The sequence below is a fragment of the Flavobacterium faecale genome, assembly GCF_048320115.1.
In the GTDB taxonomy this organism is placed as follows: Bacteria; Bacteroidota; Bacteroidia; order Flavobacteriales; family Flavobacteriaceae; genus Flavobacterium; species Flavobacterium faecale_A.
Map to the genome: position 1 here is coordinate 1,620,079 of NZ_CP182943.1, position 20,323 is coordinate 1,640,401.

The 20,323-nt window shown below is 36.0% G+C and carries 14 protein-coding genes, 2 tRNA genes and 2 pseudogenes; 12 read left to right on the forward strand and 6 right to left on the reverse strand.

What is annotated here, in order from left to right:
- Positions 1-14: 14 nt before the first annotated feature.
- Positions 15-797: a DUF3050 domain-containing protein gene (locus ACNH59_RS06810; RefSeq protein WP_418264679.1), complete on the reverse strand. Its 783-nt coding sequence runs from the start codon at positions 795-797 to the stop codon at positions 15-17.
- 212 nt (positions 798-1,009) lie between these two features.
- Positions 1,010-2,188, reverse strand: a complete 1,179-nt coding sequence (locus tag ACNH59_RS06815; RefSeq protein WP_418264680.1) for an acyl-CoA dehydrogenase family protein — start codon at positions 2,186-2,188, stop codon at positions 1,010-1,012.
- Between the two features lie 186 nt (positions 2,189-2,374).
- Here ACNH59_RS06815 and ACNH59_RS06820 point away from each other — a divergent pair, with 186 nt between their 5' ends.
- A complete protein-coding gene (locus tag ACNH59_RS06820) occupies positions 2,375-3,469 on the forward strand; it encodes a toxin-antitoxin system YwqK family antitoxin (RefSeq protein WP_418264681.1) in 1,095 nt (364 codons plus the stop codon).
- A 369-nt stretch (positions 3,470-3,838) separates the two neighbouring features.
- Here ACNH59_RS06820 and dnaE read toward each other — a convergent pair whose 3' ends face one another.
- Positions 3,839-8,374: a DNA polymerase III subunit alpha gene (gene dnaE, locus ACNH59_RS06825; RefSeq protein ID WP_418264682.1), complete on the reverse strand. Its 4,536-nt coding sequence runs from the start codon at positions 8,372-8,374 to the stop codon at positions 3,839-3,841.
- Positions 8,375-9,062: 688 nt separating this feature from the next.
- On the opposite strand from dnaE, the gene leuC reads away from it, so the two are divergent.
- The 4 genes from leuC to leuB all read left to right on the forward strand — a co-directional run bounded on the left by leuC (position 9,063) and on the right by leuB (position 13,978).
- On the forward strand, positions 9,063-10,457 hold the full coding sequence (gene leuC / locus ACNH59_RS06830; protein ID WP_418264683.1) for a 3-isopropylmalate dehydratase large subunit: 1,395 nt from the start codon (positions 9,063-9,065) through the stop codon (positions 10,455-10,457).
- A 119-nt stretch (positions 10,458-10,576) separates the two neighbouring features.
- Positions 10,577-11,173, forward strand: coding sequence for a 3-isopropylmalate dehydratase small subunit (gene leuD, locus ACNH59_RS06835; protein ID WP_320890270.1), 597 nt, complete (start codon positions 10,577-10,579; stop codon positions 11,171-11,173).
- A 133-nt stretch (positions 11,174-11,306) separates the two neighbouring features.
- Complete coding sequence (locus tag ACNH59_RS06840) at positions 11,307-12,824, forward strand: alpha-isopropylmalate synthase regulatory domain-containing protein (RefSeq protein ID WP_418264684.1); 1,518 nt, start codon at positions 11,307-11,309, stop codon at positions 12,822-12,824.
- A gap of 98 nt (positions 12,825-12,922) precedes the next feature.
- Positions 12,923-13,978, forward strand: a complete 1,056-nt coding sequence (leuB, locus tag ACNH59_RS06845) for a 3-isopropylmalate dehydrogenase (RefSeq protein WP_418264685.1) — start codon at positions 12,923-12,925, stop codon at positions 13,976-13,978.
- 457 nt (positions 13,979-14,435) lie between these two features.
- Here leuB and ACNH59_RS06850 read toward each other — a convergent pair whose 3' ends face one another.
- Both ACNH59_RS06850 and ACNH59_RS06855 read right to left on the reverse strand, forming a co-directional pair.
- Positions 14,436-14,777 carry an RNA recognition motif domain-containing protein gene (locus ACNH59_RS06850; protein ID WP_418264686.1) on the reverse strand — a complete coding sequence of 114 codons (342 nt, stop codon included), beginning with the start codon at positions 14,775-14,777 and terminating at the stop codon, positions 14,436-14,438.
- Positions 14,778-14,921: 144 nt separating this feature from the next.
- The gene (locus ACNH59_RS06855; protein ID WP_418264687.1) at positions 14,922-15,392 is read right to left on the reverse strand and encodes a DUF6252 family protein; all 471 of its coding nucleotides are present in this window, start codon (positions 15,390-15,392) and stop codon (positions 14,922-14,924) included.
- A 187-nt stretch (positions 15,393-15,579) separates the two neighbouring features.
- Here ACNH59_RS06855 and ACNH59_RS06860 point away from each other — a divergent pair, with 187 nt between their 5' ends.
- The 7 genes and pseudogenes from ACNH59_RS06860 to ACNH59_RS06890 all read left to right on the forward strand — a co-directional run bounded on the left by ACNH59_RS06860 (position 15,580) and on the right by ACNH59_RS06890 (position 19,720).
- Positions 15,580-16,134, forward strand: a complete 555-nt coding sequence (locus tag ACNH59_RS06860; protein WP_418264688.1) for a 30S ribosomal protein S16 — start codon at positions 15,580-15,582, stop codon at positions 16,132-16,134.
- Positions 16,135-16,147: 13 nt separating this feature from the next.
- A pseudogene (gene rimM / locus ACNH59_RS06865) lies at positions 16,148-16,671 on the forward strand (ribosome maturation factor RimM).
- Positions 16,672-16,820: 149 nt separating this feature from the next.
- On the forward strand, positions 16,821-17,528 hold the full coding sequence (locus ACNH59_RS06870; protein ID WP_418264689.1) for a tRNA1(Val) (adenine(37)-N6)-methyltransferase: 708 nt from the start codon (positions 16,821-16,823) through the stop codon (positions 17,526-17,528).
- A gap of 197 nt (positions 17,529-17,725) precedes the next feature.
- A complete protein-coding gene (gene trxA / locus ACNH59_RS06875; protein ID WP_108739444.1) occupies positions 17,726-18,043 on the forward strand; it encodes a thioredoxin in 318 nt (105 codons plus the stop codon).
- A gap of 310 nt (positions 18,044-18,353) precedes the next feature.
- Positions 18,354-19,280, forward strand: coding sequence for a DUF58 domain-containing protein (locus tag ACNH59_RS06880; protein ID WP_418264690.1), 927 nt, complete (start codon positions 18,354-18,356; stop codon positions 19,278-19,280).
- A gap of 87 nt (positions 19,281-19,367) precedes the next feature.
- Positions 19,368-19,441: transfer RNA gene (locus tag ACNH59_RS06885), tRNA-Asp, on the forward strand.
- A gap of 205 nt (positions 19,442-19,646) precedes the next feature.
- Positions 19,647-19,720: transfer RNA gene (locus tag ACNH59_RS06890), tRNA-Asp, on the forward strand.
- A 235-nt stretch (positions 19,721-19,955) separates the two neighbouring features.
- On the opposite strand, the pseudogene ACNH59_RS06895 reads toward ACNH59_RS06890, so the two are convergent.
- Positions 19,956-20,135 (reverse strand): annotated as a pseudogene (locus ACNH59_RS06895) (transposase); the annotation flags it as partial.
- Positions 20,136-20,323: the final 188 nt, after the last annotated feature.

Below are 20,323 nucleotides of genomic sequence, written 5' to 3' on the forward strand. Positions count from 1 at the left end.
GACAGTTTATTGTCTTAAACTAAAGAAACCCTTTCTGTAATTTGTTCTTCGATAGCATTCCATAGGCCAATGCGTTTTTCTAAGGCAAGAATGGAAACCTCTTCTACTTCTTTCCATTTAATAGGGTCGTTTTCGCAAAGCTCCGTAATCATTTCCATTGCCATTGGTCCGTGTTCGTCTGCATCTAATTCGATATGTCTTTCAAAATAGTAAATCAACTTGCTTAAATCTGTTTCAGGCAAGTTTTCTTGAAATTTTTTAATAATTGAAGTAAACATACTTGGAATTAGATCTTCTCTGCCAAAGGTAAATGCCGCTGCAATTTCGTGAGGTTTTCCGTGTTCAATAACGGTAAAAGTGAAGTCTAAAAACGCTTTGATTCCTGGGTGTAATTGACTGGTTTTAATCGCGACAAAAATATTTTTTAGTGAATTAATTTCGTTTAAGAAATTACCAATTTCATTAGTGTTAGCGCCACAATTTTGCATTGCTTCCACATACATTTCATAATGACTTTGACGACGACCATCGATGGTCAAGTCGGTTTCTTCAGCCAATACAATTTCGTTGATCAAATATCTAGTTTGTGGATTCTTAGTAGGAAACCATGGGGTGGTTGTACAAGTCAACTTAGATTGTAAAGCTTTTAATAAAGACATAAAATCCCAAACAGCATATACATGACCTTCAAGAAATGCCTGTAAGTCTTCAATAGTTTTTACTTTGCCGTAAAGGGAATGCTGTAAGAGTATGTTTTTTTGGCTCTCAATGCGGTCGTTGATATGTTGAATGTTCATTTGGAATAAATTTGTTGTAAATATAAAAAAGCTTCGTCTGACTTAGAAGGATTCGATTGATTTTATTATTACTTTAATAATTGTTTGAAATGGCTTGTCTATTTCTATTTACGAATTTAATCAATATTTGGTTTTTTGAATCACTTAATCGATGAGTACCTTAAAAGTTTCGTTAAAAAGAGTCAGACCTGATTTCGAACTTGTTATAGCGATTATTTAAAAGCCGAAATACCAGTGATATCCATCCCCGTAATAAGCAAATGAATATCGTGTGTTCCTTCATAAGTAATTACGGATTCGAGGTTCATCATGTGACGCATAATCGAATATTCGCCTGTAATTCCCATTCCTCCTAGAATTTGTCGTGCTTCTCGCGCTATTTCAATGGCCATATTTACATTGTTTCGTTTTGCCATAGAGATTTGTGCAGTGGTGGCTTTGCCTTCGTTCCGTAAAACTCCTAATCGCCAAGTAAGCAATTGTGCTTTGGTAATTTCGGTAATCATTTCAGCTAGTTTTTTTTGCTGCAATTGTGTACCTGCAATGGGTTTGTCAAACTGAATGCGTTCCTTGGCGTAGCGCAAAGCAGTATCATAACAATCCATCGCCGCTCCAATGGCACCCCAAGCGATTCCGTAGCGAGCCGAATCCAAGCAGCCCAAAGGCGCACCTAATCCAGATTTGTTGGGTAAAATATTCGCTTTGGGAACTTCAACGTTGTCAAAAATCAATTCGCCAGTAGACGAAGCTCTGAGTGACCATTTGTTGTGGGTTTCGGGAGTTGTAAAACCCTTCATCCCACGCTCAACAATGAGTCCGTGAATGCGTCCCGATTCGTCTTTGGCCCAAACAATGGCAATGTCTGCAAAAGGGGCATTGGAAATCCACATTTTAGCACCATTTAAAACGACATAATCACCTTTGTCCCTAAAATTGGTTATCATGCTTCCTGGGTCTGAACCATAATTAGGCTCTGTTAAACCAAAGCAACCCATCAGTTCACCTGTGGCTAATTTAGGGAGGTATTTCATTCGTTGTGCTTCGTTTCCATATTTCCAAATTGGGTACATGACCAAGGAGGATTGTACTGAAGATGTGGATCGAATGCCTGAATCGCCACGTTCAATTTCTTGCATGATGAGTCCATATGAAATTTGGTCTAAACCCGCACCACCATATTCGGTTGGGATATAAGGCCCAAAACCGCCTATTTCACCTAAACCTTGTATGAGTTCTTTAGGGAATTCGGCTCGCTGTGCATAATCTTCTATAATGGGAGAAACCGCTTTTTTAACCCAAGCACGTGCCGAATCCCGCACTAATTTGTGTTCCTCAGTCAATAAATCATCTAATTTATAGTAATCAGGGGCTTGAAATAAGTCTGGTTTCATGGGGCATTAGGTTTGAATTGGTTTCAAAACTAAATTTAAGGAAAATATACCAATTTTGAGATGAATTAAATAGAAATTACAATCGTTTGAATTTTAGTTTTAAAAATATATTTTTCAACAATTATATGTAGGAATTTATATATTTGATTTTTTATTGATATAATATAATTCTAAAATATATTAGCCATGAATATTTTTAAAAATCTAATTTTATTTCTTCTTATTGTAACAAGTACATTTGCTCAAAAATCTCCAAAATTTGATGATTTAATTGAAGTAAACGATAACGGAATTGTAAAATTTTATTTAAGTTCTTTTTGTAAATTAGAAAGAAAAAGTTGTGCAGAATATTACTTGAAAACAAAATTTGATAAGCAATATTTCCAATTTCAGGATACTGTTAATGTTTATTATAAAAATGATAAATTATATATCAAAGGTAACTATGAAAAAGGTTTAAGACATGGTGAATTTATTTGGTTTTATGATACTGGAATAGTACAAACAAAAGGACATTATTTATATGGAGATAAATCAGGTATATGGGAGTTTTATTTTCCTAATGGTAATTTGCATAAAAAAATTGAATACAAAAATAATGTTGAACACTTAATTGTTTTATTTGATAAAAAGGGGAAAGAGTTAGTAAAGGATGGAAATGGATTTTTTAGCAATGAGGTGTTATTGTCGATTTCAAATAATTCATACAGTAAATTAAAAGGTGAAGTTGTAAACGGCTTACCAAATGGAAAATGGGAAATTTCATTGTCAGGTAGCAATATAGGAACGGAATATTTTGAAAATAATGTTTTTGTTAGAGGGATTTCACATTCAGAAGTTTTAGGTGATACTGAGTATAAAGATAAGAGTTTGGTTAGTTTTGCTGGTAGAAATAATATCGAACGTCTTCGTCTTTATGGACCTTCCTCTTGTGGAAATAATTATGGAATGACCCCAAATGCATCATACAAAAACAAACTTAAAATGTTGTTTGATAATTCTGAATTAAAGAATAGTATTTCAAATGCTTGGTTTTTAGCGGGTATAAAATCTGATTATTCTGGAAACATAGTTGATGTTGAGATGTGTTCAAATGCGGAACAAAATATTGTTGACAAATTTAAAAAGATGATTTTAGAAGTTAATATGGGTAAAGTAAAGTTATTTAATTTAACCCCAAAAGGTAAATTCGGATATCTTTTTGCACCAATAGTTGTTTTAAATAATGAGTTGCATTTTACGTCAGATGAAACAATTGAATTGCTGAAGTACAGGTATTAATTACTCATTTTACAACGACTATTTTTAAATGGTTGTCAATCGTAATAAGCAAAATCGTATATACAATTGTATGCCTTTTATTAAAATAGACGACCTAATAGATTGATTTTTAAATGTAAAATTCTTTGCGTTATTCGTCGTTTTTGAAGCTTTCATAATCTTGTAGGAGCTCAAATTCTACCAAATAAATTTCATAAGGTTTCTCTATGCTTCGCTCGATAATGGCATTTTCGTTAGTTTAATTCTTAGCGTCAGTGACCATTGTGTTTTGATATAATTGGAATAGCTAGCGATTCAAGTTGATGGAATATTTCTTCTTGACGTTCAAAAACGTATATTAATTGTGGATATATCATTGCTAGTCAGTTTTTAATTTAACTTAAAATTGATTTGCATTTTTTCCAATTCCACCAGTAGCTCGTTGGAGATATTGATTTTGAGGCGACGGCTTGGCATACTTAATTTGGTAACAACTTTGATTTCTTCTACTTCAGTGACTTCAGGAGTTTTAGTGGTGGTGATTTCGATATCGTCATCATCGTTTAGCTCCTCTATAAATTCATCATCGTTTTCGATGGTTGTAGGAGCAACCTCGACTAATTTCTTAATGCGTTCGAGTTCCATGATTTCAAAAGTGACTTGGTGATCGCCTTTATTGTCTTGAAAAACACGATTCAGGTGGTGGATGAAATCTGTTTGTAAATCGGTAATATTCAGGATTACTACTAGTTTTTTGGCAAAAGTCGAAAGTACATCTTGCAATTGTTTGATTTCGGTGAAGGTAATTCTGGGATCGCTTTTCTTACCCGTATCTTGGTTAACCCAGCCATCTTTGATCATTATTTTGATGTACACAAAGTTGTTTTGCAAGAAGAAATGACGGAATTTAAGGTATTCTTCACCGAAGATTTTGAATTCATAACTTTCGTCATAACCCTCTAAGGTAAAAATCCCCCAGCCTTTACCGTTTTTGGCAACTTTATGCTGTACGTTATTCACGATTCCGCCCACAGCGATAGGTTTGCCAACAAATTGTTGTGGTGTTTTGAGTGCTTCCAGCTTGGTGTTACAAAAGTATTTCATCTCAAATTTATAATCATCCAAAGGATGCCCAGAAATATAGATTCCGACAACTTCTTTCTCCTTGGCTAGTTTTTCCATCGTGCTCCAGTCCTCGCAAGGCGGTACAACAGGTTCGGCAATTTGCACTTCTGAGGCTTCACCAAACAAACTTACTTGAGAAGAATTTTCGTTTTCTTGGAATTTTGCGCCATAGCGAATGGCTTTTTCATAAAAGGTAATTCCGTCACCGTCATCGTGGAAATATTGTGCACGGTGAGTGTCTGTAAAACAGTCAAAACCACCTGCTAAAGCCAAGTTTTCAAAGGCTTTTTTATTGGCGGCACGCAAATCGATACGTTTGGCTAAATCAAAAATAGAACGGTATTTGCCGTCTTTTCTGTTCTCTACAATCGTAGCAACAGCTCCTTGTCCTACACCTTTGATGGCTCCCATCCCAAAACGAACTGCATAGTCTTCGTTTACGGTAAATTTATAGTAGGATTCATTTACATCTGGTCCCAAAACTTGAAGTCCCATGCGTTTACATTCCTCCATAAAAAACGAAACCTGTTTGATGTCGTTCATATTATTCGAAAGTACCGCTGCCATATATTCCGCAGGATAATGCGCTTTCAAATAGGCTGTTTGATACGCAATCCAAGCGTAACAAGTAGAGTGAGACTTGTTGAAGGCGTAGCTTGCAAAGGCTTCCCAATCTTTCCAAATTTTTTCGAGCACAACTGCATCATGTCCCTTTTCGGCCGCTTGTTTGACAAATTTGGGTTTCATTTTGTCCAATACGTCCTTTTGTTTCTTACCCATCGCTTTACGCAATACGTCGGCTTCACCTTTGGTAAATCCAGCCAAAGATTGAGACAAAAGCATCACCTGCTCTTGGTAAACGGTAATTCCGTAGGTTTCACCAAGGTATTCCTCGCAGGCATCGAGATCGTATTTAATTTCTTCTTCGCCATTTTTTCGACGAACGAAAGAAGGAATATATTCCAAAGGTCCCGGACGGTAAAGTGCATTCATGGCAATTAAATCCCCAAAAACGGTGGGTTTCAATTCCTTCATGTATTTCTGCATTCCAGGTGACTCGTATTGGAAGATACCCACGGTTTCTCCTCGTTGGAAAAGTTCATACGTCTTGACATCATCGATAGGGAAGGTGTCAGGGTCGAGTGTTATGCCACTTCTGTATTTTACCAGTTTAACGGTGTCTTTGATTAAAGTCAGGGTCTTCAGGCCCAAGAAGTCCATCTTTAACAATCCAGCACTTTCGGCTACCGAGTTGTCAAACTGTGTGACATATAAGTCTGAATCTTTGGCGGTGGTTACGGGTACATAGTTGGTAATGTCTGATGGGGTAATAATCACTCCACAGGCATGGATTCCGGTATTACGCATAGAACCTTCCAGAATTTTGGCTTGTTGAATGGTTTCTCCGGCTAAATCACCCTCGTTAGCAATGCCGATTAATTCTTTGACCAATTCAAATTCATCAGGGCCTTTTAAAGCTTTTTTGACATCCTCTTCAGATTCAGAGAGGAAACGTGCTAGATTCCATTTTCCTGGCATCATAGCGGGAATCAACTTCGCTATTCTGTCGGCTTCAAATAGTGGTAAATCCAATACACGAGCAGTATCACGAATCGCTGATTTGGTGGCCATTTTACCATAAGTGATAATTTGTGCCACCTGATTGGCTCCATATTTTTTGATTACATAATCCATTACACGACCACGACCTTCATCATCAAAGTCGATATCAATATCGGGCATGGACACACGGTCAGGATTTAAGAAACGCTCAAAAAGCAAATCGTACTTGATAGGATCAATATTAGTAATTCCTAAACAATAGGCTACGGCAGAACCCGCTGCAGATCCACGTCCTGGTCCTACGGAAACGTCCATTTTTCGAGCCTCAGCAATGAAATCCTGTACAATCAAGAAATAACCAGGGTATCCTGAGTTCGAAATGGTCAATAACTCAAAATCCAGTCGTTCTTGAATGGCTGGGGTAATTTCGCCATAGCGTCTTTTTGCCCCTTCCATAGTAAGGTGACGCAAATATGCGTTTTCCCCACGTACACCGTTGTCAACATTGTCTTCGGGGTCAACAAATTCTTGCGGAATGTCATATTTCGGTAGCAATACATCGCGATACAGCGAATAGGGTTCTACCTTGTCAATGATTTCCTGAATATTGATAATCGCTTCGGGTAAATCGGCAAACAATTGCTTCATTTCGTCACCCGACTTGTAATAGTATTCTTGATTCGGTAAACCATAACGATAACCGCGACCACGACCAATGGGCGTAGCTTGTTTTTCGCCGTCTTTTACACAGAGTAAAATATCGTGCGCATTGGCATCCTCTTTGTTAACGTAATAAGTGTTATTCGTGGCGATTAATTTTACCTCATGTTTTTTGGCAAAAGCAATCAAAGTTTGATTAACACGGTTTTCGTCTTCTTGGTTGTGACGCATGATTTCAAGATAGAAGTCAGAACCAAATTGCTCCTTCCACCAAATCAAAGCTTCTTCGGCTTGGTTTTCACCCAAGTTCAATATCTTACCTGGGATTTCCCCGTATAAATTCCCCGACAAGACCATAATGTCTTCTTTGTATTTCTCGACAATATTTTTATCGATACGAGGCACGTAATAAAAACCATTAATGTTGGCTATCGATGCCATTTTGGCCAAATTATGGTAACCTTTTTTGTTTTTGGCTAATAAAACTACTTGATAGCCATTGTCTTTTTTGGATTTGTCCAGATGATTTTCACAGATGTTGAATTCCAATCCTACAATAGGTTTGATTTCCGTTTCTGTTGGTTCTTCGCCATTTGCAATTAATTCCTCATTTTTGGCTTTGGCGGCTTTGGTGTGGTTCATGACGGCGCTCACAAAATGAAAAGCACCCATCATATTAGCCGTATCAGTCATAGCGACTGCAGGCATTTTAAATTTAGCAGTGGCTTTTACCAAATCAGCAATTCCGATAGTCGATTGCAAAACTGAAAACTGTGTATGATTGTGCAAATGCGCAAAAGGCATATCAGTCAGTACGGCTTTGTTTTCTGATAATTCTTCTTTGGAAACTGATTGGGTGTTTTTCTCTCCAAACTGCTGGCGAATTTTATCCGAAGCTTGTTTGAGGTTGATGTGTTTTAACCCAATAAGTTGAATTTCTCTTGGGTTTTTATTTTGGAATTCCTCAAAGTATGAAGCAGGGACATCCAGTTCTTCTTTGGTGAAAACTTCTTTTCTTATTAATTCTAAAAAACAACGTGTAGTGGCTTCAACGTCGGCAGTAGCATTGTGTGCTTCTGAGAAAGGAACGTTGAATAAATATTCGTGTAATTCAGTTAAGGTTGGTAACTTGAACTTTCCACCACGACCTCCAGGTAATTTTAGTAACGAAGCTGTCACTTCGGTACAAGTGTCTAAAACAGGCATCGATGCCATCGGACTTTCTACTGCCAAACGGTGGAATTCGGCGCCCATAATATTTACATCAAAACCCAGATTCTGCCCTACAATAAATTTGGCTTTGCTTAAAGCAATATTGAATTTCTCCAAAACATCCGCCAACGGAATTCCATCATGCTGCGCCAACTCGGTCGAAATTCCGTGGATACGCTCGGCATCATACGGAATGTTAAACCCGTCTGGCTGTACCAAGTAATCCTGATGTTCTACCAGTTTTCCCATTTCGTCATGTAGCTGCCACGCAATCTGAATACAACGAGGCCAGTTGTCTGAGTCGGTAATGGGTGCGTCCCAACGCTTAGGTAATCCAGTAGTTTCCGTATCGAATATTAAGTACATATCTGTAATTGAGGGGTTTGAAATTTATCGGTTTCCCGAAAAATGAATTTCAAATTTAGGTTTTTTTTAGGCTAAAGGAAAGGGAAGTTATCAACAATTTAGATTGTATTTGTAATATTTAAAGAGGGAGTGATTATGTTGGTTTAAAAAAAGAATTTTGTAAATAATTATATTTTCAAAATCATAAAAATCCCCTGTTTTTTTGTTTTAAACAAAACAAATTTGTTTTTGGATGTCGTAGTATTTTAGCATAAAAATAGCTGTAAAAATTCGATAAAAAGCCATCAATTTAGGTTATGTTTATAAATAAAAGAATGCTTTTTGAGAAACCTACATTTATCTAAATGGAATCGAAATATTTTGTTTTTTGAAGTATATAGTAGAATGTGTTGCGTTATTTTTCGGTTTTTAAACGATATGATGCAAAAACTGTATTTTTTTTAAATTTTAAAACTGCTAAAATGAGATAGTATTAACAAGGCTAAAAACAAGATTAAAAAAACGGATTAAAACGGTAAGTGAATGAAAGTAAGTTGGATTTTGATTCAAAATAGTTTTGGGTATCGTATATAATGTATAATCCTAATTGACAACATGGTTTCTTTTTAGTAGTTTTGCGTCCTTGTTATTACAATTACAGTTCGTTAGCTGGTATTGTGAATAGAATTACACTTAAAAAATATTAAAAATGAGTACTACATTATTTGACAAAGTATGGGATTCGCACGTGGTGCGCAAAATTGAAGATGGACCAGATGTGTTTTTTATTGACCGTCATTTCATCCATGAAGTAACGAGTCCTGTGGCTTTCTTAGGTTTAAAATCTAGAGGTGTATCCGTTTTATACCCTGAGCGTACTTTCGCAACAGCGGATCACAATACCCCTACTATCAACCAGCACTTACCAGTTGAAGATGCTTTGTCTGCTAATCAATTGAAAGCATTAGAAGATAACTCAGCTGAATACGGTATTTCTCACTGGGGATTAGGACATCAAAAAAATGGAATTGTTCACGTAGTAGGTCCTGAAAACGGAATTACATTACCAGGAGTAACGATTGTTTGTGGGGATTCACATACGTCAACTCACGGAGCTTTTGGAGCGATTGCTTTTGGAATTGGTACTTCTGAGGTAGAAATGGTGCTTTCTACACAATGTATCATGCAACCAAAACCAAAGAAAATGCGTATCAACGTAAATGGTACTTTGAGCAAAGGAGTTACTCCTAAAGATGTTGCTTTGTATATCATTTCAAAATTGACAACTTCTGGAGGTACTGGATATTTTGTTGAGTACGCAGGAAATGTATTCGAAGAAATGTCTATGGAAGGACGTATGACTGTTTGTAACCTTTCTATCGAAATGGGTGCTCGTGGTGGTATGATTGCTCCAGACCAAAAAACTTTCGATTACTTAGAAGGTAGATTACATGCTCCTAAAGGTGAAGCTTGGGATAAAGCCGTAGCTTACTGGAAAACGTTGAAAACTGACGAAGGTGCTAAATTTGATGCTGAATTAAACATCAATGCTGAAGATATTGAACCAATGATTACTTATGGAACTAATCCAGGTATGGGAATTGGTATCACTAAACATATTCCTGCTGCTAATCAAGTTGAAGGTGGTGAGGAAACTTACAAAAAATCGTTGGCATACATGGGATTCCATGAGGATGATGTAATGATTGGAAAACAAATCGATTACGTTTTCTTGGGAAGTTGTACTAACGGACGTATCGAAGATTTTAGAGCTTTTGCTGAAATTGTAAAAGGTCGTAAAAAAGCTGATAACGTAACAGCTTGGTTAGTTCCAGGTTCACACGTTGTGGAAGCGCAAATCAAAGAAGAGGGTATCTTAGATATCTTGACTGAAGCTGGTTTCGTATTGCGTCAGCCAGGTTGTTCAGCTTGTTTGGCAATGAACGATGACAAAGTACCAGCTGGGAAATATGCAGTAAGTACTTCAAACAGAAACTTTGAAGGTCGTCAAGGTCCAGGTTCAAGAACTTTGTTAGCTTCTCCAATTATGGCAGCAGCAGCAGCAGTTACTGGAAAATTAACTGACCCTAGAGATTTGTTGTAATTGAATTTCAATCACAATAAAAATTTCAAAAAAGAATTAAAAATAAAAAGGTTATATGATTTTAATTTCAGTCTTAATAGGGAAATCCTAAATCAATAATCCTAAATAATAAATAAAAAATGGCATACGATAAATTTAATATCCTTACCAGTAGTGCAGTGCCACTACCTATTGAAAACGTAGATACAGATCAAATCATCCCTGCTCGTTTCTTGAAAGCTACAAAACGTGAAGGTTTTGGAGACAACCTTTTTAGAGACTGGAGATACAACGGAGACGGTACTCCAAAAGCTGATTTCGTATTAAACGATGCAACTTATTCAGGGAAAATCTTGGTTGGAGGAAAAAACTTTGGTTCTGGTTCTTCTCGTGAGCATGCTGCTTGGGCTGTATACGATTACGGATTCCGTGCTGTAGTTTCTTCTTTCTTTGCAGATATCTTCAAAGGAAACTGTTTGAACATTGGTGTTTTGCCAGTTCAAGTAAGCCCTGAGTTTTCAGCTAAAATCTTCGCTGCTATTGAAGCAGACCCAAAAACAGAATTGGAAATCAATTTGCCTGAGCAAACCATTACTTTGAAAGCGACAGGTGAAAAAGAATCTTTTGATATCAACGGATACAAAAAGAACAATATGTTGAATGGTTTTGATGATATTGATTATTTAACAAATATCAAAGAAGACATTGTTGCTTTTGCAGACAAATTGCCTTACTAAATAAAAAAAACAATTAATAAATACGCAGTTACTAAGCTTGATTTTACAATCAAGTTTGGTAACTGCTTTTACGATTTTATACTGCTATTCGTTAGAATAGATAAAATAAAACCGCATTAGTATCTAATAGATAATGGAAAAAAGAAAAATTGAAATAATGGATACCACACTTCGTGACGGGGAACAAACCTCAGGAGTGTCTTTTTCTGCTGCAGAAAAATTAACCATTGCCCAATTATTGTTAGAAGAATTACATGTTGATCGTATCGAAATTGCTTCGGCACGTGTGAGTGAAGGAGAATTTGAAGGCGTGAAAGGGATTATGACTTGGGCTGAAACCAAAGGATATGCCGACAAAATCGAAGTTTTGACTTTTGTGGATAAAGGGCTTTCTATCGAATGGATGAAAAAGTCGGGTGCCAAAGTTCAAAATCTTTTGACCAAAGGCTCTTTGAATCACCTAACCCATCAATTAAAAAAGACTCCTGAGGAACATTTTTTAGCAATTGCTGAAAGTATTGCCTTGGCTACTGAAAACGGAATTGCTACCAATGTTTATCTAGAAGATTGGAGTAACGGAATGCGTTTTTCTCCTGAATATGTGTTCCAGTATTTAGATTTTATCAGTACACAACCTGTTAAAAGAATTTTACTTCCAGATACTTTAGGAGTGTTAATTCCTTCGGATACATTCGATTTTATTTCGACCATTACCAAAAAATATCCTTCGATTCACTTTGATTTTCATGCCCATAATGATTATGATTTAAGTGTTGCCAATGTAATGCAAGCTATTAAAGCGGGTGTGCATGGTTTACATGTTACGGTTAACGGAATGGGAGAAAGAGCAGGTAATGCTCCTCTTGCTAGTACCGTTGCTGTGATTAATGACTTTATGCCTGAAATCGAAATTGGAGTAAAAGAATCTTCACTATACTCGGTGAGTAAATTGGTAGAAACCTTTACAGGATACAGAATTCCCGCTAATAAACCTATTGTAGGAGATAATGTGTTTACCCAGACAGCAGGTATTCATGCGGATGGTGACAACAAAAAGAATTTGTATTTTAATGACTTGCTTCCAGAACGTTTTGGAAGAAAGAGAAAATACGCTTTAGGGAAAACTTCTGGGAAAGCTAATATTGAAAAAAATCTTCAAGAGTTAGGTTTACAACTCAATGACGAAGACTTAAAATTAGTCACTCAAAGAATCATTGAATTAGGCGATAAAAAAGAAACGGTTACCAAGGAGGATTTACCTTATATCATTTCGGATGTATTGGATAGTCAGACTTATGAGGAAAAAATTACCGTGGAATCGTATTTATTATCTCATGCAAAGGGAATGCGTCCTTCAACAACTCTTTGTCTAAAAATTGACGGAGAAATCATCGAAGAGCACGCTCAAGGGGATGGTCAATTTGATGCTTTTATGAATGCTTTGGCGAAAATTTATAAAACCAAAAAAATGAGCTTGCCTAAACTGATTGACTATGCGGTGAGAATCCCTCCAGGAAGTAGCTCTGATGCCTTATGCGAAACCATCATCACTTGGACAAGCGAAGGAAAAGAATTCAAAACAAGAGGATTAGATTCAGATCAAACGGTTGCAGCGATTATTGCGACGCAGAAAATGTTGAATGTAATTTAATAAAAGTAGCTAAGTTACTAAGGTTCTAAGTTGCTTAGGGCCTCAGTAACTTAGAACCTTAGTATCTCAGAAACAAATAATAATATAAAAATAGAATAATGAAATTAAATATCGCGCTTTTAGCAGGGGACGGAATCGGACCAGAAGTAATTGAACAAGCAGTAAAAGTATCAGATGCAGTTGCACAAAAATTTGGACATGAAATCACTTGGAAACCAGCTTTAACTGGTGCTGCTGCCATTGACGCAGTAGGTGAGCCTTATCCAGATGCAACACATGAAATTTGTAAAAATGCTGACGCTGTTTTGTTTGGAGCTATTGGTCACCCAAAATACGATAACGATCCTTCTGCACCAGTACGTCCAGAGCAAGGTTTGTTGAAAATGCGTAAAGCTTTAGGCTTGTTCGCTAACGTAAGACCTACTTTTACTTTTCCATCTTTATTAGACAAATCTCCATTAAAAAGAGAACGTATCGAAGGAACTGACCTAGTATTCTTAAGAGAGTTAACTGGTGGAATCTACTTTGGAGAAAAAGGAAGAAGAGACGGTGGAGAAACAGCTTATGACAACTGTGTGTACACACGTGAAGAAGTACAACGTTTGGCTAAAAAAGGTTTTGAATTAGCAATGACACGTTCAAAAAGATTGTGTTGTGTTGACAAAGCTAACGTATTGGAAACATCTCGTTTATGGAGAGAAACAGTACAAGCTATGGAAAAAGATTATCCTGAAGTAACAGTTTCTTATGAATTTGTTGACGCTGTAGCGATGCGTTTGGTACAATGGCCAAACTCTTATGATGTATTAATCACTGAGAACTTATTTGGAGATATCTTAACTGATGAAGCTTCTGTGATCTCTGGTTCTATGGGATTAATGCCATCTGCTTCTATGGGAGCTGAGGTATCTTTATTTGAGCCTATCCACGGTTCATACCCACAAGCTACAGGTTTAAATATTGCAAACCCTATGGCAACTGTTTTATCAGCAGCTATGATGTTTGAAAACTTCGGATTAATGGAAGAAGGAAAAGCAATGAGAGCTTCAGTAAACAAAGCTTTAGAAGCTGGAATCGTTACTGAAGACTTAGCCGATGGTGGAAAAGCTTACGGTACTAAAGAAGTGGGTGACTGGTTGGCTGCTAACATCTAATAATTGTTTCAGGTTTAAAGTTTCAAGTTGATTAACTTGAAGTAATAATAATAGCTATAGGAAAGCTGTCAATCGTAAGGTTGACAGCTTTTTTTGTTTTATTAGGAGCAGAATGATTGTGCTATCAACAATGGCAGTTCCCGCTATCCACTACAAACGAAGTTCACGGAATTCCGATGTAAATAAATGTTAAGTGAAGTAATCTTGTGGTGGCAATCCCGAAGCTTCGGGACCAGCCACCACAAGGATTTCCGTTTTTATCGGGGCTATGATTTATGACTGTGCTTCTATTGTATTTTTGAATGTTTTTTTCAAGAAAACAACTCTTTCTTCACCAATTCATAATAACTATCACTCACCGGAATTTGAATTGTTCCTAACGAAAGGTCGGTATAAATCAAAAAAAAGGGTATCAACGTAAATTGACACCCTTTTTGTTATATTGTAGAAAAAAATATTAATATCCTCCTCTGTTTCCGCCACGGTCATTTCCACCACGGTTTCCACCACCATAACTTCCGCTACGGTTGTTGTTGTAACTTCTTCTTTCGCCTTCTGGTTTTGGCTCAGATTTGTTAACAACAATTGAGCGTCCTTGAACAGTCGCTCCGTTCAATTCGTCAATTGCTTTTTGAGCATCAGCATCGCTTGGCATTTCAACAAAACCAAATCCTTTGCTTCTTCCTGTAAATTTATCTGTGATAATTTTAACAGAATCAACTGCTCCATAAGCCTCGAAAGACTCTCTTAAATCTGCTTCCTCAATACTGAATGGAAGGCTTCCAACAAAAATATTCATATATACTTATTTATAATAATGTAGCAAATGTAGTCTAATTTTTTTCTAATCTACTATAAATAAGCTTATTTAATAATAATATTTTTAATTGATGAAAAAGGTTGGTTTTGTTGAAATGCCAATAGGTGAATTGGTTATGAAGGCTTAAGGCGTTACGGGAACTTTGTAAAAAACACCTTGTTGAAAATTTAAAGTAGTTCCGGCTACAGGATTGCTAGAAGTATTGATAGCGTTAAATCTAAAAGTGCCAGAAATTGTTTTATTTGCGGTGTCGTATTCTGTGATTGTAATTTGCCCATCTCCTTTTCCTGTGCTGGTAGCAAATGTGCTGTTTCCGTTGGAATCAGTTAATATGTAGGTAGCAGTATTATTGTTGTTAACTCCTAGATTGAAGGTGTTTGCGGCTGTTGTACTTGTTTTTAAGATTATTTGTTCGTCACGAGTATAGGCATTTATGGTGAGTGCGCCCCCAGAACCTACTGTTGCAGTTGTGGTAACGGCTCTCCAAAAAACATTTTCTTTAACACCTTGAAAAGAAGGGTTGTTGAATTTTACGTTTTCTTCACAGGCGAGAACAGAGAGCAGGAGAATGCTATACAAGAAATATTTTTTCATAAAAAACAAGCTTTTTAGACTAACAAAAGTATGATATTATAGGTAGAAAACAGAATTATAAATGAAAAATGTATGAGAATGGTGTAATTAATATAGTAAAAATCAGTTAGTTTTTTTAAAATAAAAAGTGTATCTTTGCGCCCTCAATTAACAGAGGTCGAGTACCTCAAAATTTAATCATAAGATTATGTCAGTAAAAATTAGATTACAAAGACACGGTAAAAAAGGAAAACCTTTTTACTGGGTAGTAGCTGCAGATGCACGCTCAAAAAGAGATGGTAAATACTTAGAGAAAATCGGTACTTACAATCCAAACACTAACCCAGCAACTATCGACTTGAACGTTGATAGCGCAGTACAATGGTTGCACAATGGTGCTCAACCTACTGATACTGCTAGAGCTATCCTTTCTTACAAAGGTGCTTTATTGAAACACCACCTTGATGGAGGAGTTCGTAAAGGAGCCTTAACTCAAGAACAAGCAGATGCTAAATTTGCTACTTGGTTAGAAGCTAAAGCAGGAACTGTTGATGCTAAGAAAGATGGTTTGTCAAAAGCGAAAGCTGATGTTAAAGCAAAAGCTTTGAAAGCAGAACAAGAAGTAAACGCAAAACGTATCGCTGCAGCTGCTCAAGCAGAAGCTGATGCTATTGCTGCTGCTGCACCTGCTGAAGAAGTTGCAGAAGTTGAGGCTGAAGAAGCTCCAGCTGCTGAAGAATCTAACGAAGAAACTCAAGCTTAATTCAACTGCGATAATGCGTAAAGAAGATTGTTTCTATTTAGGTAAAATCGCTAAAAAATTTAGTTTCAAAGGGGAAGTTCTTGCCTATTTAGACACAGACGAACCTGAGTTATACGAAAACTTGGAATCAGTGTTTGTTGAATGCAACAAACACTTGATTCCTTTTTTATTGAGAGTTGTTCGCTTCACAAAAACGATTTTTTACGAATCCGTTTTGAAGAAGTTAAAAATGAAGAAGATGCCGATGCTTTAATGGGCAACGACTTGTATCTTCCTCTTAATATGTTGCCCAAACTTAGTGGTAACAAATTTTATTTTCATGAAGTAATAGGATTTGAAATTGAAGACCAGCGCTTAGGTGTTTTTGGTATAATTCAGTCTATAAATGATACTTCTGCGCAACCTTTGTTTGAAGTGTTGAATGGAAATGTCGAAATATTAGTTCCAATGATTGACCAATTCTTAGTAAAAGTCGATCGAGAAAATAAAAAAATCATCATGAATCTTCCTGAAGGTTTGGTGGAAATGTACTTGTAAGTTAGAATTTAGAGTTTTTGACAGCTTTTAAAGTACTGTTCCATATAATGGTAAATCCTTATTAATTTATCTCTAAACTGCATTTTTTGATATCTTACTTTAAATAAAAATCATAGTTCGTTAATCAATAATCAAAAATCTTTTTCATTTTGTTTCAATTCAAACAATTTTCTGTTGCGCAAGATAAAACCGCTATGAAAGTCGGTACCGACGGTGTTTTATTAGGTGCATGGGCGCCAATTGACCATCGGCCATTTAATGTTTTAGACATTGGTGCGGGCACAGGTTTGATTGCTTTGATGTTGGCGCAGCGATCTCATGCCGAGCAAATTGATGCTTTGGAAATTGACGATCTAGCTTATGAACAAGCTGTAGGTAATTTTGAAAACTCGCCTTGGGGTGACCGTTTGTTTTGTTTTCATGCAGGATTGGATGAGTTTATTGATGATCCTGAAGGCGAATACGATTTGATAGTTTCCAATCCGCCATTTTATAGTGAGGATTATAAGTCAAATACAGACCAAAGAGATTTGGCTCGTTTTCAAGACGCGATGCCATTTGAGGAATTAATTGAAGCGGCAGATTTGTTTCTGTCTGAAAATGGAGTATTTGCTGTGATTATTCCTTTTAAGGAAGAAGAAAAATTTGTGGCTTTAGCGAAAGAATTCGAATTGTATCCTTTTAAAATAACTAGGGTAAAAGGGACGGCTCAATCGGAAATTAAAAGAAGTTTGTTGGCTTTTAGTCGTGTTGAGTTAGTTGAAATTGCTGTAAATGAATTGATAGTGGAAAATGCAAGACATGATTATACAGATGATTATATTCAATTGACCAAAGAATTTTATTTGAAGATGTAGCATTTTTAGACTTGATGGTTCAGAAGTGTCGGGCTAGGATTGACTTCAAATAAAATTTATCAATAAAGAAATAGTTAAAACTAATTTAAGAATGGTGTTTGGTTTATATTTAATTTCTAAATTTGTAACCGAGTTTGAAAACTCATAATCATTTACCCTGAATGAAGTGCAGGGATAACTTTTAAAAGACAAACGATATGGCATTAGCAATAACAGATGCTACTTTTGATGAAGTAGTTTTGAAGTCAGATAAACCAGTTTTAGTAGATTTTTGGGCAGCTTGGTGTGGACCATGTAGAATGGTTGGGCCAATCATTGAAGAATTAAGCAATGATTACGAAGGTAAAGTTGTGGTTGGTAAAGTAGATGTAGATGCAAACCAAGAATTTGCTGCAAAATATGGTGTAAGGAATATCCCTACAGTATTAGTTTTTCATAATGGAGAAGTAGTAGGAAAGCAAGTGGGTGTAGCTCCTAAGCAAACTTACGCTGATAGTTTAGATGCTCTGTTGTAATCGTAAGATTTATTTAAGTACAATCTGAAATTATTAAAATTTATAAGGTTTGACAATCGTCAAGCCTTTTTTTGTGGTTTTTTTAGCCAGGAACCTTTCTGTTTATGATAGGTAGTGTAGAATCAGTTGTTTTTGTTTTGTAATTGCTGCAAACCTTCAAATTATTAATAAATTGGTCTGTTTTTTTAGATTTTCATTAATTTGTCCTTAATCTGTTTAATTTGTGACAAAAAATTAAAGACTCATGCCTTTCCTTTGGTTGTTTTTTTATTTTTTTTAGTTTTCCAAAGTTTTTAAATACATTTGAGAGATGAAGTTAGAATCACAATTAGAGAAGATAGCTCGTTTTCAGCATTTGGAACTTTTGGCGAATCAAATCGTTGAGGGTTTTATTTCGGGTATGCATAAGAGTCCGTTTCATGGGTTTTCGGCTGAGTTTGCTGAACATAAGTTGTATAATGTAGGTGAGAGTACGCGTCATATTGATTGGAAACTTTTTGCGAAAACAGATAGGTTGTATACTAAGTGTTTTGAAGAAGAAACTAATTTACGCTGTCATATAGTTATAGATAATTCTTCATCTATGCATTATCCTACGCTAAAATCTAATCAGAGTTTTTATGAGAATAAGTTAGGTTTCTCAGTAATGGCTTCGGCTGTTTTAATGCATATGTTGAAAAAACAGCGCGATGCGGTGGGTTTGAGTGTTTTCTCAGATCAATATGATTACTATGCACCTGAAAAAGGAAGTGATCGACATTACCGAATGATATTAAATCAATTGGAATATGTTTTGGAAAAACCAAAAATTAGAAAATCGACAGATGCTGTTTCTTTTTTACATCAAATCGCTGAGAAGATGCATCGTCGTTCGATGATTGTATTGTTTACAGATATGTTTCAGTTGGAAGAAGATGAAAAGTTGTTTGATGCTTTGCAACATTTACGTCACAACAAACATAAGGTGATTCTTTTTCATGTCATTGACCGTAAAACAGAGTTTAATTTTGATTTTGATAATAGGCCAAGGAAGTATATTGATGTGGAAACTGGGGATGAGGTAGTGCTATTTTCTGAAAATGTAAAGGGTTTATATGAAGAAAGTATGAAATCTTATATTAAGAAATTGGAATTGAACTGTGCGCAGAACCGAATTCGGTATGTCCCTGTGGATGTTGGAGAGGATTTTGAAAAAATATTATTGACTTATCTGGCTGAAAAACAAAAGTTTGGGTAATGACAGTAATTTTTTTTTAAAATATTTTAAAAAAACACTTGTGGAAACGGAATTCTGTTGTATCTTTGCCACCGCAATAACGCAGTAGGTTTGGTAGTTCAGTTGGTTAGAATACATGCCTGTCACGCATGGGGTCGCGGGTTCGAGTCCCGTCCAGACCGCGAAATTGGGAAAGCCTTTCAGAGATGAAAGGCTTTTTTTTCCAATAGTCGGTTTTGAATTTTATAGTGTTATAATCAGTTGGGTTAACTGATTCTGGTTTAATAATTGGAGCAAGTAAACGGTTCTTAGTAAGAGTGGTTTTTAGCCTGTATATATAGTAGTGACCCGTTTTGATTTCCAAAAAGAAATTAAAATAAACATATTGGTTTGGTAGTTCAGTTGGTTAGAATACATGCCTGTCACGCATGGGGTCGCGGGTTCGAGTCCCGTCCAGACCGCTAAATTGAGAAAATCTTTTAATCTCATTAGAGATTTTCTTATGAAGCTTATTTAAGATTAGTTGTGTTGTGATCAGTCTAGTTAACTGATCCTGGTTTAGTAGTTAGACCAATGAAAAGCTTTCCACTTTTTTCTGAATTTCAGAATCGAGGGATGGCTTTTTTAATTTCTGTCTTATTTAGTTTTGATTCTGTTTTCTCAGATCAAGTTAGGGTCAAGTTCAAAAGTTGGGGATTAGGCAAAAAGATTGGGTAATCTAAACAGGAAAAAATCAATTTTTCTAACTCCTCTAAATTGCGCTCTAAAAGCTTTGATTTTTGCATTAAAAGACTCTGCTGAAGCATTCGTACTTCTATTATCAAAGTAGTTTAGTATTGATTGGTAGTTAATCTTTATGGTATTGAGTGCAATGTTGAGGTTTTCAAGGATCATGTTCAAAAGTTGGGGATTAGGCAAAAAGATTAGATTGACTACGGATCGATCCTAAAATCTATGGAGTTATAAAATTTAAGTATAAATATTAGTAGTTGGTGTAAAAAGGAAAAAGTCAATATCTCTTATTCCTTTATATTGCAATCTAAAAGCTTTTGTTTTTGAGTTGA

Bases quoted from the DNA above. Each gene is read 5' to 3' on its own strand.
- trxA (WP_108739444.1), top strand. From the start codon at position 17,726: ATGGCATTAGCAATAACAGATGCTACTTTTGATGAAGTAGTTTTGAAG.
- ACNH59_RS06815 (WP_418264680.1), bottom strand. From the start codon at position 2,188: ATGAAACCAGACTTATTTCAAGCCCCTGATTACTATAAATTAGATGAT.
- leuB (WP_418264685.1), top strand. From the start codon at position 12,923: ATGAAATTAAATATCGCGCTTTTAGCAGGGGACGGAATCGGACCAGAA.
- ACNH59_RS06855 (WP_418264687.1), bottom strand. From the start codon at position 15,392: ATGAAAAAATATTTCTTGTATAGCATTCTCCTGCTCTCTGTTCTCGCC.
- leuD (WP_320890270.1), top strand. From the start codon at position 10,577: ATGGCATACGATAAATTTAATATCCTTACCAGTAGTGCAGTGCCACTA.
- ACNH59_RS06820 (WP_418264681.1), top strand. From the start codon at position 2,375: ATGAATATTTTTAAAAATCTAATTTTATTTCTTCTTATTGTAACAAGT.
- dnaE (WP_418264682.1), bottom strand. From the start codon at position 8,374: ATGTACTTAATATTCGATACGGAAACTACTGGATTACCTAAGCGTTGG.
- ACNH59_RS06880 (WP_418264690.1), top strand. From the start codon at position 18,354: ATGAAGTTAGAATCACAATTAGAGAAGATAGCTCGTTTTCAGCATTTG.
- ACNH59_RS06810 (WP_418264679.1), bottom strand. From the start codon at position 797: ATGAACATTCAACATATCAACGACCGCATTGAGAGCCAAAAAAACATA.
- ACNH59_RS06850 (WP_418264686.1), bottom strand. From the start codon at position 14,777: ATGAATATTTTTGTTGGAAGCCTTCCATTCAGTATTGAGGAAGCAGAT.
- ACNH59_RS06860 (WP_418264688.1), top strand. From the start codon at position 15,580: ATGTCAGTAAAAATTAGATTACAAAGACACGGTAAAAAAGGAAAACCT.
- ACNH59_RS06840 (WP_418264684.1), top strand. From the start codon at position 11,307: ATGGAAAAAAGAAAAATTGAAATAATGGATACCACACTTCGTGACGGG.
- leuC (WP_418264683.1), top strand. From the start codon at position 9,063: ATGAGTACTACATTATTTGACAAAGTATGGGATTCGCACGTGGTGCGC.